Here is a 14224-nt window from a genome sequence, read left to right as displayed (position 1 = left end):
TGCTATCAATTTTATTTATACTTTTTCAGCCTTAAACTTTTATTTTATATAAAGTGCATATTATTCAGGCAATAACCTTGCTAATCACATCTTGTACTTCCTCTGACCGTATCAGCATCCTCATCTTCTCATCCCCACCTTCAACCTCAGGCTTACCACACCTAACATTATCCGTATGCTCTGACACACAACAATCTTTATACCAGCATTCACCCATAAGAGTCCCTTTAACAGACCACTTTTCATTTTGTGTAAATTCACCAACCAATGACTTCATCACACGTTCTGTAGAATATCTCTTAAATCCAGCTATGTACTGTAATGTTTTCTTATCATCAATCCTTGATAAATCTATTCTGTGATTCTCAACTGCCGCCAAAACTTTATCACGGATTTTTATTTTATCGGTCTTTCCAGTGCCTGTCCATTCTACCAACTTATCAAATGCAAGAATCAGGTACTCAAAACAAATCATATCCAGAATTACAATCTTTCCTTCCGACTTATCTGTTATTGATTTCAACATACGATACTTATTGCGAATGTCTTGATTGTCAACCACATAATCAAATGCAATATAGTATTTATCGTCATCTTTAATATCCAAGTCTATTAATGCATCCAATAATCCCTGATTGCTCCCTTTACTCTCAACTACAAGTTCATTGTCAGAGAAAATCCGATTAACTAATTTCCAGAAGTGAAGTCCTGCACCAGTATCCTCTGTCCATAAATATCTCATATCACAACTCTTCTTCTAGTGTTATCCTATTATTATCAAACTTCAACACCTTAAAGCTCTTATCAGACACATTAAGTCCGTCACAATTTCGCAAGAAGAGCATATACTGATTTGATAACTCAAAATTAATAAATCTCCTAACATCATCATTAATCAAACAATCTGCATTATCTATCACAATAAAACTATCTCTGCACTGTTTGATTGCCACTAAAAAATCATCTGATTTATAATTAAACAGCTTGATAGCCTTGTATTCGTCTGTCAATCTTATATCTTCAAGCATTTCATAAAGTACTGTTTTCCCGGTACCACTGTCTCCACCAACAAGTGTAATTCTGTCATCAAATTCCAAATCGTATGAAAATGGATCAGCTTTGAATCTAACATTTTTATAAATCATCTGCCTCTCTCCTTTCATATTCATTACTCCACCATGCATTATAACCTCTGCCACCGATAACTATATCAGAATCATTAAATCTGATTTTGGCATCATCTGGAATATCAAAAAGCGTTGGTCTTGACATATAAATCTTAATATTATCCATAGTAAAAAGTATTCTAAGTACATTCGGTCCACATTCCTCAACATTTACCACTTTATCAGGATGCTTTATAATATTAAGTAATGTCTTGCAACCTGATGATAAATTTCGAATTGTACCCAAGCCATATTTTGTTTCTATATGCTTGTCTGGCGTCAGCTTAGCCGCATCCACTTGTTGAATCAAATCAATTTCTTTTTGTGACATCTCTTCATTGCCTGTATTCAGGTTAAAATATAGGTCATTCTGAAATATCCAATCCTTTAAATTCTTTTTTTCTGTATAGACGTTTATCATTGATATTACTCCTTCAATTTGCTATCAATTTTGTACCAATGTCTTTTCACCTGATTCCGAATACCACTCTCAAGCACCTTACTTTGACTAAATATCTCATCCGCTTTATATGCATATGTTAAGAAATTCCCATGATCCTTAGAATACTTACTTGCCCCTAAATGTGTATACGAATGATAAATTGCTTTCTTTCCAGCATTAAACGATTTTTCATCCGTGTTCTCTTTAATTCTTTTAATTTTTCTATATGCTCTACAATAAAACTTAAATAAACTTTTATCCCTTATATGAACAATTCTACCATCAAATGTAAATCCAAGATAATTTATAAGGTTACTTTGCCCCTTTATTTTTTCTATTTCCCCATTATTGTAAAAAAAATGCTCTGTTTTATCCTCATTTAATTTTAAATTAGGAATACCTTCTCTGGTATCATATATAAATTTTGAAATTTTCTCATTTCTTCCACAATTTATCTCGTTACGGGTCATCGGAATAACAACTATTATATCATCACAATACCTTCTATATATTCCTTTCTGAGAAGTAATAAAATCATTAATTCTTTTATCAAAATCTATCATATATACATTAGCATATACAGCACTTATAGATGAACCTTGCGGAATCTGATAATCTTTACTATTTTTATGAAGATGCTTCTTTTTAAAATCATGAAATTCATCTGTCTCAAAATATTTATCCAACTCACGCATATCTCTTCTAAATAACCCTTTTTCAGCCTCTATATCATCAGCTTCAACATATGTAAACTTTGTAATATTCTTATAAATTGCATAATCAGCTACATCCAACGACTTTTCACCAACCACACATTTAATTTTTTCCTTTAAATATCTATGATCAAGATTATCAAAAAATTTACTAAAATCACCAACAAAAATATAAGCTGATTCACATTTAGCAATATACTCAAACACTTCTTTTGCAAAATCAATATTGCATTTTCCTGGTGAGCAGTTTCTATATGCTGTTGAAACACGACCTATTCCTTTTGACTTAATATAATTATTATATTTGCTATTAAGACGATTTCCATAGTACTCATAAATAAATCTGTCAATGTGTGCTGCATAGTATATATCCCGATTTTTTTCTTTAATAAACTTATTTCCTTCTAAATCGTTTGTGTATTTGCTGCAATCCATTTGAAAGTGGATAAACGGATAAAAACCGTGCCTACTAACCCAATTAATATTTTGAACACTTTGCTCATAGTTAGTATGGTATTTCTTTTTATCAAAGTGAGTATAGAATTTATCTTTGTATATTTGTTTGCTCATTTTTTCTCCTAAAAGCTTACTGATTAACGACCGGTAGATATCAAATATCAGTAAGCATTAAAATCAATTGGACCTTGCTTTCGCAAGGAACTCTACCATCCTCCAAATACGATGTATTGTATAATATTATTAACAGCTACTTTAATTCACTGGTAATAGGAGGTCATACAATGGACAATATAATTCTTAATATCATCAACTGTATGCTATTAATTCTGGTCAAGAATATTCTTGACATAGAATACGTAAAACCCTTATAGCTATTTCTATAAGGCAAAAGCTATTATTAATCTGTCTCTTGATAATAGTATAATACTACTTTTTATATCCATATGGAATAGACTCCTCAGCAACTCGCAACATACTATTTTCTGAAATATAATCATATATATGTCTATTAGAGCCTTTGTACTCTTTAATTGAAGCGGATACATCTGAATGTTCCTCAAAATTCTCCACATGCTCCATAACTTTCTTAAATACTTCCGGGCTATATTGTGGTGGATAACCATTCTTAACTAGACAAATCTTTATTTCCAATTTCAACTGGTCTCTTACATTTTGATTGTTAAGCCAATCAGCAAAGGAAGATTTTGTATCAATGATTTCCTTTACCTTTATTGCCAAGTTTTTGCACTTATCATTGATTACAATACCATCAACCTCTTTATCCGTTCCATACTCAAAATTATATTGGTCACGCATAGAAATCAAAATATCATAAAATACCTTTTCCTCAAAAGTAAGTCCTATTTTTCGGAAGCTTTCTCTATTTTCATTCATTGCTCTAAGAATAGCTAACGCCTGCTCTGTTGCAATTTTAATAATATCTTCTGAAACCTGTTCCTGTGCTTCACCTGCTTCTTCCGCAGAAAGATGTTTACGTCTCTCATGGTATTCTGCAATAGTCTTTTCCAACATTTCCTGATATGTCTTTGCAGCTAATCTGTTAACTTTCCCATACTCCTTAATCTGTTTACGAAGCATTTTAACAAGAAGTTCTAGCTTAGTCACCGGCATCTTAACATCGGATAGCTTTTCAAAATATTCTGGTGAAAAGATATCTTCTTCCTCACCACTTTCAAGGACACTCTCAACCTGATTATATTTTAACGCTTCCTCCACCATCTTAGAAACTGCACGATTCATACTGTCAGTATCTACTTCACTTGTCCCACTCATTTTACGGACAAAACCTGCTATTGCCATAAAGCATTGTGCCAAAGCAGATTCTTCTTCTCCAAGATACCCTGAAGGCTGACATATATCAAATGCCATTCTCATACGTTTAACAGTCTTCAGAAAATATGTTTTAAAAGATACTGTCTGAGGACCATTTTTTCCTTCTGACTGCAACTCCTGAATTGATACAAAAACATACTCTGCTGCTTTGGCAAGAAGCCTGTATCGGTCAATCGGATTGCATTCCATATTTATAAATGGTGTTAAATCATAGCCTATAAACATATTTTTTAGCACTTCCAATTCTTCCCTAAATACCGATGTAGCCTGCTCAACATCATCAGAAGTTGGTGCAACCGATGTATTTCCACCATATAATTTCATGGCTTCACGCATATTATCACGGATTCCAATATAATCAATCACCATACCATATTCTTTTCCCGGATACTTTCTGTTTACACGGCTTATGGTCTGTATTAACAAATGCTTTTTTAATGGTTTATCATTATATAAATATGTGAGACACGGAACATCAAACCCAGTAATCCACATATCTACAACAATGACTATACGGAAATTTGACTTTTCCTGCTTAAAAGCAGCATCTAACTCTTCGGAACGTTTATCATTCTTAACGCCACCAAGATAGTTATACATATCCTGCTCATCATTTTTTCCAACACTAGATACCATTGCAATAAGTGGCATAGGTTTCAATTCATTTAATTCTTCATCTGTTACATCAGTACCATCCGACACTTTCTTTTCTTCAAACCATTCAGGATACTTATCTTTAAATTTCGACAATAAAGCATAAGCAATCTTTCTATTAGAACAAACCACCATTGCTTTCTGTATTCTATTTGGATCTGCATCACAGGCTGAAACATAATGATTATGAATATCTGTAGCAAGGCGCTCTAATCTGGAAGGTTCCCCAAGAATTATTTCCATAGAACTCATTGCCTTCTTACTTGCTTCGACATCTTCAAAAGTAGCACCATCATCAGCACACTTTTTATAGTAGTCCTCAATCTCTTTTACCTTGTTTTTATCAAGTAATACTTTTGCAATACGAGGATGATATTTAATAGAAACAGTAAGTCCATCTGCAACAGCCTGATCCATCGTATATCTATCAATTTCATCACCAAAAGTCTGATATGTTTCTGCAATAGGTGTTCCTGTAAATCCTACAAATGTAGCCTGTGGAAATGCCTCTTTTAACACCTTTGCATATGGCTTTGATACCATAGCTTTCATATTCGCATCCGCATCTTTACTGAATTGAATTTTTTTAGAATGTTCAAGCTGAGTTCTATGTGCTTCATCAGAGAAGCATATAATATTCTGTCTGTCATTGATAAGACCTATTTTGTCATCTTCCCTATCACAAAACTTCTGAATAGTGCATATGTAGAATCCACCACTTTGTCTTGCTCCAAGTTCCTGTCTTAGTTGTGTTCTATTCTTAACAACAGAAACCTCTCCAAGATTAAGGAATTCTGTACTCTTTGTAAAAAGCTTCGCCCCCTGTTTTTGCAATTCATCTCTATCGACAATCAATATAATCGTTGGAGAACCTATCTCTGAGATATCTGTACAGCGTAATGCCAACTGACGTGCCAAAAATGCCATCGTATAAGTCTTACCACACCCCGTAGCCCCAAAATATGTACCGCCTCTTCCACTCTTGGTAACAACAGAATCTACAATGCTTTGCTTCAGAAGCCTCGCAGCAAAAAACTGTGGATAACGGCATACAATTTCCACTTCATCACTATCATAAATACTATCCTGAAAATAAATGTAATCTCTAAAGATTTCCAAAAAACGCTCAGGAGAATAAACACCCTTAATCATAGTTTCTGTTTCAGCAAATGGAAGTGTTGATACAGCATCTCCATCATTAACACGTCTCCAGGCATAAAAATGTTCATATGGTGTGCGAACTGTTCCTAATCTGGTTTTAACTCCATCAGAAATACAAGCTAAAGGACAGTAATGCAACAAATGAGGTATATCTCTCCAATAACGAATATTAATCTGCTCCCAAGCATCATAAATAGTCGCATTTGCATCAGCAGGGTTCTTCAATTCCATAATACATAATGGCATACCATTCACAAAAAGAATTACATCCGGTCTGCGGTTCTCTTTTTGACCATTATTTGTATATTCTACTGTAAACTGATTCACCACTCGAAAGACATTCTTAACACCATCCTTTTCAAAGTTAATCAGCGGTATCATTCTTGCAATACCATCTTTCGGAGTAAATTGGATACCATCCACCAACCAGTTGTATACCTTATGCAATGTTGCAAAATCACTCTCTGCACCCACAAGACGAACAGTATCATAAATCTGTGTCACTTCATCTTCTGTCAAATCAAGATTTCCATCTGCTATAAATTTCTTGAAATCATCCTCTATCAACACATCTCTTTTGGTAACACGAGAAAGCTTATTTCCAGAAGTATATTTCCATCCCTCTGTTTCTAAAAAGCCAATAAAGGCATATTCGTATTCTGATTCACAATAATGACCATTGTATTCTTTTAATCTAGCCATAGGCTTATGCCTCCTTTGCTTTTCTCGCCTCTTCTATAGAACCTTTAATTAGTATTGGGCAAATATCTTTTATCTGTTCTTTAAGTTTTTCGTTAATATCTCTGCGTTCATTATATGCGTTATATATTTGAACAATTGATTTTTGAACATTTAAATCCGGTACTGGTATTTCAATTTCATAAAAACGATCCATATCTAAATTTGTTCGTATACTTCCGTCACTCATAAACCAACCTAGTCGATCAACTTCTTTACGCAAAAACCACATCATTATATATTCCATCAAAACACTATTATCTTTTATTTCCAAGACCGTATATGCCGGTGAAATGATTACTGGTTCATCTTTATCAAAAAGTGCTATTCTAATACATTTATCTCTTCCTGTCTGCATTCCAGAAAAAACAAATTGCCCCTTTCTTACAATCTTATATTTAGATAAATCAACCCCATTTATATTTGCAACAGATGGCATAAATTGTTTAGTAATGTTTATTCCTTGAACGTCTTTTATCTCACTATTTATATTTCTACAATCAACTTCTTTAAAAACTTCACTCATCTTTTTCTTTTTCGATTTGTGTTTATACATATCAATCAATAGTTCAAAAGATAATTTTAAATCACTCATACAATATTCATAGTTCTTCTGATTCTCATACATAGTATTATAAATTTCAATGTACTTTTGCTGTACTGAAAGAGGTGGTAATTCCAATTCAATATCACAAAACACATCCCAATCAAGATTTGAACGAATGCTTCCATCACTACAAAACGCTCCATATCTATCCATTTCGTTAGATAGAAATTTAATAAAGAAATACAATGGATTAACAACATTCGTTGCTATCACTTCAAACATTGTATATGCTGGAGACACTAATATTGGAGCATCCCCATTATACATACTAACCCTTATACACTCATCTCTGCCTGTTTGCATGCCACTATAAACAAAACGATTCTTTCTAACCACTTTATACTTAGTTTCATCTAATCCTTCAGTATTTGCGACTGTCGGCATAAACTCTTTTTTTATATTAATTCCATAAAAATCTCTTATACCAAGATTATTTCTTTCATCAACTATTTCTATCAATTCTCCAATTTTATATTTAGTCAATTCCATAACCAATCTCCCTAAATGCCTCTTCCAGCATCTGCTGGGATTTCTTTTCCTGCTTTAATATATCTTTCATCTCAGATTGAATACGAGCCATTTCCTTTTCATAATCAATATCTAAATCATGGTCAATAAACTCAATATATTTGCTTGGTGTAAGTGCCCAACCTTTACTTTCTATTTCGTCAATACCTACACTACGATAAAGTTCCGGTATTTCATAATTTACGCCATCGGTACCTTCAGATTGCCACGTATGGTATATAGCAGCAGCCTTCTCAATCTGCTCTGTAACCAAACGAACTTTCTTTTTACTCTCGCCCTTTACTGGATTTTCTGTCCATTGGCGCAAATCCATAAACAAGATTTCGTACTCACGACTACGAAGTTTTCTGTCGTGATAGTTTCCACCTTTTTTATTCTGATTTAATATCCAAAGCGTTACGCTGATATCTGTAGTGATAAATAGTTCTCTTGGAAGAACTATAATTGCCTCCACTTTGTCATTCTGAATCAGTTTCTTACGGATTTCCAATGTATCGCTATCATTTAATGCTCCATTTGCAAGAAGAAATCCTGCTACTCCATCTGCCGGTTTTAAATGTGAAAGCATATGAAGAATCCAAGCATAATTTGCATTACTTTCTGGTGGTGTCTGGTAATTATTCCAACGAGGGTCATTTTTTAAATTATCGTTATACCAACCTTTAAGATTGAAAGGTGGATTTGCCATAATATAATTAAAGTACAGCCCCTTGTGCAAGTCATGGGTAAATGATGAATCTGCTTCCTCTCCAAGATTATGACTAATTCCACGCAGTGCTAAATTCATTTTTGCAAGGCGATATGTAGCCGGTTCTTTTTCCTGTCCATACACATTTATTCCATTTAGATTTCCCTGCTTTGATTTTACCAACTCAGCACTCTGAATAAACATTCCTCCTGAACCACAGCAAGGATCATATAAAGTTCCATCATATGGCTCAATCATTGTTGCAATAAGCTGTACTACATCATGAGGTGTATAGAATTCTCCCTCCTCTTTTGTAGCATTTACCGCAAACTCTTTAAGAAAATATTCATATACACGACCGATAAGATCCTTTTCCTCCCCAAATGCTTTATGACTAATTTTATTTACTTCATCAACAATCTTCTTTATATCATTCGCAGCTAGATTACGTGCTGTAAATGTACCTTTTACAAAACATCCTTTTAATTGTGGATCCTCTTCCTCAAGTCTTTGTAATGCTGTATCTAATGCAACATTTAACTTAGGAGCAGGTGTATTGATAATTGTTGACCATCTGGCTTCTGGCGGTAAATTATATGTACCATCTGCAAAAGTAGCATCATCAAAAAATGCTGCTCTTATGTTTTCATCCTCTGGGTCTAATCCCTGTTCTTTAAGTGTCTGCTTTAATTTTTCAACACCATCCTCATACTTTTCACCAATAAATCTTAAGAATACAAGTGTAAGCATCATATCCCTTTTCTCAAAAAATGAACCAGAGTTACGCGCTGCACGTAAATAATCTCTACAATTAAATAAAATACTATCTATGTTTAATGCCTTTTCAACATTTTTCTTCTTCGCCATATTATTTTTCTTCCCTTTCCTCGTCTGGAACAAATTCCATAATATCCTGTATATTGCAATGCAATACATTACATATTTTTTCCAGAACCTGTGTATTTACATGCTCATTCTTTCCTAATTTAGCCAAAGCATTTGTGGTAATTCCAGCCTTTTCTCTAAGGTCTATCTTCATCATATTTTCATCTATTAATTTTTTCCATAATCTGTTGTATCTGATTGCCATCGCTAATCCCTTTCGTATCATCACAACTATTTATTACTTTTTTAGTATATCATTTGAATCATTTTGATTCAATCTTAAATTGATTTTTTCAATTTGTTATACATCTGACTATATCTAACCCATATTTATAGAATAAGCAGAGGAATCATCTTCCTCTGCCCCTATTCCACATCTTATCTTCCGCCTTATCCTTACAGGCATCTCTATCGACACTCTCATCATAAATCCTCTGAAACTCCTCATAAAGCCCATCACCATCCAGCTTTATTCCAGGTTTTTTCATCACATCCGAGAACAACCTTATGCTGCCACTTACATCAGCAATACCGAATCCAAATATATCAGCCTTAACAGAATCACTGATATTCTCATAACCACCAATCTCTGATATTTTCCCGACAATCCAACCAACTTTATCCACAGGTTCAGTTTCTCTAGTTTCCACAAATTCATTTTTATCTGTTACATCAGTCATACTTTCGCCAACTCTTGTCACATTCACATCAGGCGAATTATGAGGCTCTGGTATTCCTATGCCATCTAAATCAGTCTGTTGTTTTATCGCACTATCAGTTTGCTCTTTTTGTCTGCCTATTTCATTCTGATTATTGTCTGGATTCACTACCTCAACATTCGTCTTCGACTCAACAGCCACATTTTTCTCTGACACAACCTCCTTTTCCATCCCCGGTATCTCAACATCCCTGTCAGCAACAATCTCCTCGTCCTCTGACACCGCATAATAAGCCGTATACAAATCTTCCTTCATAATGCTGCCATCAGCAAGCTGTATCTGCCTCTTAAGCTCCCTTTTTTCCTGCTTCAGCTTATCCAATTCTTCCTGCACTTCCACATGCCATATCTGATATTCCCTATATTGTGCTTCTGTGTTAATCTTCCGTTTTCGACTAGAACTTTCTATATATATCTCCTTCTGTCTGTCCTCAATCTGCTGGATCTTTTCTTCCTGCTCACCTATGAAATCCACAAGATCCACAACACTTAACACATACCCCCATCTGTTTCCACATAAACAGCAGGAGCTTGTGCATAGTCTAGAATCATTGCAGGCAACAGATTCGTCAACACCAGAGCCACCATCTGATAACCCTCTGCTTGAAGCAGCAGGTATCACCTGTGAAGTATCTCAGACTCAGAACAACGGCTCAGATGTAACAATCCGACCTCAGTTCGGACCTGCGTTAGTACCACCAAATACCGCATCAGGGAAAATCATCCAGATGCCACAAAGAAAGATCATATAGAAGAAATCCCGCAGTCATCAGGGTTTCTTGCTATTAAAGTTAATAATAACCATATGAAGACGATAGAAAAAAGAGTAGTTGCTATTAGTAGCAAATTAGTAGCAGAGCAAAAGAAAAAGTCTCGGAAGCCGCTTGTTTAGCGGGTTCCAAGACTTGTAGCTCTTATTCAAACTCCTACTCACAAAAATTTACTCCTTTATAAAGCAGGATATTTATTGTATTTAGTAGTTCATTTCTGTACTGTTTTAATTTTTTTGCGTATACTTTAAGACGAAAATATTGTCATTTTATTGTCATAAGTCAATATTCTACAAACCTTCCTATTCTTTAAGAACTTAAACACAATTACACATTTTTCTTAATTAATTTACATTCTATTTTTTCAAAAAAGTCATTCCAATATTTCATATCCACCACTATAATTTCTTCATGTGATATTGTATATAAAACACAGTTTTCTTTTGCAAAGAAGGCAATGTCCATCTGATCTTCATACTGAAAGAAATCTGAATACCTTTTCAATATATCTATACTAGTCTTTGAGCATTTATAAAAATGTTGAATTGCCTCTTTGTTTTTGCTTCTTACTTTAATCTTTGTTCCTGGCCAGACACATGTTCTTTTTCTTTCAATTAGAAACTTTTCCAATTCTCCTTTAGGTTCTGGAAGGACGTCTGGAAAATCTTTTGTGTCCGCAATTGGCTCTACTAAACAGAACCTATCACTTAAATTGCACAATTTATCTAACATTAATTTATACTTGGTATTTTCTATTTCAAATACATAATATTCAGTCATAATTATCTCCTAACTTTAATGTGTTTTTTCGATATGATTATTAATACCACAATTTTTGTTACAACAATTTGCTACTCAATACTTTTGTTGATTTTTTATGATAAAGTTACTTCTTTTAAAACTAATAATATTATTAAGTGTATTGGATATATCAAATAATTAACATATCTTATTCTCCAACTAATTTTTGTATATCTAGGGCTTTTATTTTGAACAAAAGCAATAAACATTAATGCAATCAAAGAAACATACTGTACCATAGAAATTCCAAATATGTAACAAGATATTGCTAAAACAATTATCTGAGATACAACAATATCTTTCATCGGTCTATTGCTAAAATAATAAAACGCAAAAATTACACAAATTCCATATACTCCATAATCAAAGCCTATAACCATAGCTATCACAAAAACACTCATTATCAGAAAATATCTCTTAGTTCTTAAAATATTACTCTCATAAATAATTATTACTAATAGTCCTGCTGATAAAGTAAAACATATATTTAATTCGTGCGATATAAGACTATAATAGACCCACTGCGACATAATTGCCGATATCAAAATTCTCAATAAATATTTCTTTTTATTACTTGTTCTTTTGGCTCCAACAGCAAGCAAATACGCATAAATAACAAAAGATATTCTACCAATTATTCTAAAAATCAAATCATGTGGGTAAAAAATTATACCCACATGATCAATAATCATTGTTAGTATAGCAATAAATTCTAGCATTTAAATAAACCAGCAGTGTGCATGTGATTGCACTTTATTCTTTATCATCGGATGATAATGATAATAATTTTTTCCTTCACCCGAATGTTTTTGCTTTGACGATACTTTTTTTATAGGACTAGCAGATTTACATGCATCATATGCATATCCCGAACTAATTGCAAACACATTTCCTCCTACTGCTAAATATCGTGCAGCTGCTGATTTTGAGCTTAGTTTTGGTCCAATATACACATCATCACCGTAACTTAAATATGCCATATAATAATGAACTTTTGGTTGCTTTCGGCTCAATGTACGAGCAACACTTTTTGCTGCATAATACACAATTCCCGCTACAACAACAGATGCAACAATAGATAACAAGGCCTCCAATAAAGCTTCTAGGGCCCATCCAAGTCCTACTCCAATTACCATGGCAGCCTGTGCAACCACTTCTGTTTGATCTACAGACACAGCATCCGAATCATCTTCTGTATTTACAGCCTCGGCTACAATGCAATCATTTGTCGTGTCTTTTACTTCAACATCATATTCTTTCTCTTCTGGTATTCCCACTCCAACTCCCAACACAGTTGTAGGATATTCTTTTTCTAGTAATGTAAAATCTCCATCTTCTTTATCCAAAGACAAAGTATATGTAACACCATCAATGTCTGTGGACACAACTGCCTCATTATCATTGTTTGCGACAATATCTATGGTATGTCCATCAACCTCCACTGTCTTATTATCTGAAGCATATGCCCTCGAATAAGATAGATTTGTTACTAAACAAACTACCATTACACAACATATAATCATTTTTAATTTCTTCTTCATTCTCTTTCAAGCCTCCTAAATTACCAATAATTTTTTTATAATATTTACATCATAGTTTTCTTTATTTGCCTTGTACTCAGACACTATTAACGCCACACATCCTGTCACATATGCAGTGGCTACCGAATTTCCATTAACTTTTTCATACCCCCCTTCCCTATTCGTTGTTACAATGTCATATCCAGGTGCATAGCAAATCTCTTCTTTAATGTAAATTTTGTCAACTTTTTTCTCTGCTTTTACCCCTATAACATTCTCGTATTGAGCGGGATAACTGCTTCTATTCTTTTTGTTATCATAACTTGCTACTACAAAAATTCCTTTTTTTATTGCTTCACTAATTGCTTTTTCCAAATTTTTATCATTTTTTTTAGTTGAAAAACTAACGTTAATTATATCTATGTTCTCTTTAATGCACCAATATATTGCATCAACGACATCAGATATCTTCCCCTTGCCCATATCATCTAACACAATTAATGGGTATATTTCCGCATTAGGTGCGACTCCACAAATTCCTATGTTGTTATCACAAGCACCAATTATTCCCGTAATCCACGTTCCGTGTCCATACTTATCACTAATCTTTTCCTGATTATTAATAAAATCATAGCCTGATTTTATATTGCCTGAAAAATCTCGATGGTTTAAATTTACTCCACTATCTAGGATTGCAATTTTAACTTTTTCTCCGCCATTATTATATTTGTCAAATAGGGTAATATTTGTTTCATTTGAAACTTGAGTGAATTTTAATATATTAAGACATTCAATAAAATAATAGTAACCAGTTGCACTAGAAAGCAATACAATTATCATTAAGAAAATAACTATTTTATATACTCTTTTTTTCATCTTCTTCCCCCTCATTTGCCTTTAATATCTTAAGGAAATATTTTTATTATAAAAACTTATCAAATCTACCATAGCTTATTCTACATAAATTAGTCAAGTTCTCAATATGGATTGTTAAATTGTTAAATTGTTAAATATTTTAAAT

14 protein-coding genes are annotated in these 14224 nt (G+C 33.4%); 1 reads left to right on the top strand and 13 read right to left on the bottom strand.

What is annotated here, in order from left to right; translation table 11 throughout:
- Positions 1–64: 64 nt before the first annotated feature.
- The 9 genes from ACQY63_RS10195 to ACQY63_RS10155 form a co-directional block, all read right to left on the bottom strand.
- On the bottom strand, positions 65–742 hold the full coding sequence (locus ACQY63_RS10195) for a hypothetical protein (RefSeq protein ID WP_428245159.1): 678 nt from the start codon (positions 740–742) through the stop codon (positions 65–67).
- A gap of 1 nt (position 743) precedes the next feature.
- Entirely contained in the window at positions 744–1145 is a 402-nt protein-coding gene (locus ACQY63_RS10190) for an ATPase (RefSeq protein WP_118351276.1), read from the bottom strand.
- Complete coding sequence (locus ACQY63_RS10185) at positions 1135–1587, bottom strand: DUF4869 domain-containing protein (protein ID WP_118667086.1); 453 nt, start codon at positions 1585–1587, stop codon at positions 1135–1137. The genes ACQY63_RS10190 and ACQY63_RS10185 overlap by 11 nt, the downstream gene beginning before the upstream one ends.
- Positions 1588–1592: 5 nt before the next feature.
- A complete protein-coding gene (locus ACQY63_RS10180; protein ID WP_428245158.1) occupies positions 1593–2891 on the bottom strand; it encodes a reverse transcriptase domain-containing protein in 1299 nt (432 codons plus the stop codon).
- Positions 2892–3206: 315 nt separating this feature from the next.
- Positions 3207–6650 (bottom strand): type I restriction endonuclease subunit R, encoded by a 3444-nt coding sequence (locus ACQY63_RS10175; RefSeq protein ID WP_428245157.1) that lies wholly within the window; start codon positions 6648–6650, stop codon positions 3207–3209.
- A 4-nt stretch (positions 6651–6654) separates the two neighbouring features.
- On the bottom strand, positions 6655–7782 hold the full coding sequence (locus ACQY63_RS10170; RefSeq protein ID WP_428245156.1) for a restriction endonuclease subunit S: 1128 nt from the start codon (positions 7780–7782) through the stop codon (positions 6655–6657).
- Positions 7769–9376 carry an N-6 DNA methylase gene (locus ACQY63_RS10165; RefSeq protein ID WP_428245155.1) on the bottom strand — a complete coding sequence of 536 codons (1608 nt, stop codon included), beginning with the start codon at positions 9374–9376 and terminating at the stop codon, positions 7769–7771. Before ACQY63_RS10165 ends, ACQY63_RS10170 begins: the two co-directional genes overlap by 14 nt.
- 1 nt (position 9377) lies before the next feature.
- On the bottom strand, positions 9378–9599 hold the full coding sequence (locus ACQY63_RS10160) for a helix-turn-helix domain-containing protein (RefSeq protein WP_118351286.1): 222 nt from the start codon (positions 9597–9599) through the stop codon (positions 9378–9380).
- 145 nt (positions 9600–9744) lie between these two features.
- The gene (locus tag ACQY63_RS10155; RefSeq protein WP_428245154.1) at positions 9745–10608 is read right to left on the bottom strand and encodes a hypothetical protein; all 864 of its coding nucleotides are present in this window, start codon (positions 10606–10608) and stop codon (positions 9745–9747) included.
- A 37-nt stretch (positions 10609–10645) separates the two neighbouring features.
- On the opposite strand from ACQY63_RS10155, the gene ACQY63_RS10150 reads away from it, so the two are divergent.
- Positions 10646–10864: a hypothetical protein gene (locus ACQY63_RS10150; RefSeq protein WP_428245153.1), complete on the top strand. Its 219-nt coding sequence runs from the start codon at positions 10646–10648 to the stop codon at positions 10862–10864.
- Positions 10865–11209: 345 nt separating this feature from the next.
- Here ACQY63_RS10150 and ACQY63_RS10145 read toward each other — a convergent pair whose 3' ends face one another.
- The 4 genes from ACQY63_RS10145 to ACQY63_RS10130 all read right to left on the bottom strand — a co-directional run bounded on the left by ACQY63_RS10145 (position 11210) and on the right by ACQY63_RS10130 (position 14079).
- Positions 11210–11662, bottom strand: coding sequence for a hypothetical protein (locus ACQY63_RS10145; RefSeq protein WP_302630542.1), 453 nt, complete (start codon positions 11660–11662; stop codon positions 11210–11212).
- 95 nt (positions 11663–11757) lie between these two features.
- Entirely contained in the window at positions 11758–12402 is a 645-nt protein-coding gene (locus ACQY63_RS10140; protein WP_428245152.1) for a TraX family protein, read from the bottom strand.
- On the bottom strand, positions 12403–13224 hold the full coding sequence (locus ACQY63_RS10135) for a hypothetical protein (RefSeq protein WP_428245151.1): 822 nt from the start codon (positions 13222–13224) through the stop codon (positions 12403–12405). It lies immediately after the preceding gene.
- A gap of 15 nt (positions 13225–13239) precedes the next feature.
- The gene (locus ACQY63_RS10130; RefSeq protein ID WP_302630539.1) at positions 13240–14079 is read right to left on the bottom strand and encodes a S8 family peptidase; all 840 of its coding nucleotides are present in this window, start codon (positions 14077–14079) and stop codon (positions 13240–13242) included.
- Positions 14080–14224: the final 145 nt, after the last annotated feature.

This window comes from Eubacterium sp. Marseille-QA0814 (genome assembly GCF_965119675.1).
Lineage (GTDB): Bacteria > Bacillota > Clostridia > Lachnospirales > Lachnospiraceae > Eubacterium_G.
This window is presented reverse-complemented; position numbering and strand designations above follow the sequence as displayed.

What these genes read in the sequence shown, in the direction of transcription:
- ACQY63_RS10175 (WP_428245157.1), bottom strand. Translation starts at nt 6,650, where the DNA reads ATGGCTAGATTAAAAGAATACAATGGTCATTATTGTGAATCAGAATAC.
- ACQY63_RS10185 (WP_118667086.1), bottom strand. Translation starts at nt 1,587, where the DNA reads ATGATAAACGTCTATACAGAAAAAAAGAATTTAAAGGATTGGATATTT.
- ACQY63_RS10145 (WP_302630542.1), bottom strand. Translation starts at nt 11,662, where the DNA reads ATGACTGAATATTATGTATTTGAAATAGAAAATACCAAGTATAAATTA.
- ACQY63_RS10130 (WP_302630539.1), bottom strand. Translation starts at nt 14,079, where the DNA reads ATGAAAAAAAGAGTATATAAAATAGTTATTTTCTTAATGATAATTGTA.
- ACQY63_RS10165 (WP_428245155.1), bottom strand. Translation starts at nt 9,376, where the DNA reads ATGGCGAAGAAGAAAAATGTTGAAAAGGCATTAAACATAGATAGTATT.
- ACQY63_RS10160 (WP_118351286.1), bottom strand. Translation starts at nt 9,599, where the DNA reads ATGGCAATCAGATACAACAGATTATGGAAAAAATTAATAGATGAAAAT.
- ACQY63_RS10140 (WP_428245152.1), bottom strand. Translation starts at nt 12,402, where the DNA reads ATGCTAGAATTTATTGCTATACTAACAATGATTATTGATCATGTGGGT.
- ACQY63_RS10180 (WP_428245158.1), bottom strand. Translation starts at nt 2,891, where the DNA reads ATGAGCAAACAAATATACAAAGATAAATTCTATACTCACTTTGATAAA.
- ACQY63_RS10170 (WP_428245156.1), bottom strand. Translation starts at nt 7,782, where the DNA reads ATGGAATTGACTAAATATAAAATTGGAGAATTGATAGAAATAGTTGAT.
- ACQY63_RS10190 (WP_118351276.1), bottom strand. Translation starts at nt 1,145, where the DNA reads ATGATTTATAAAAATGTTAGATTCAAAGCTGATCCATTTTCATACGAT.
- ACQY63_RS10195 (WP_428245159.1), bottom strand. Translation starts at nt 742, where the DNA reads ATGAGATATTTATGGACAGAGGATACTGGTGCAGGACTTCACTTCTGG.
- ACQY63_RS10135 (WP_428245151.1), bottom strand. Translation starts at nt 13,224, where the DNA reads ATGAAGAAGAAATTAAAAATGATTATATGTTGTGTAATGGTAGTTTGT.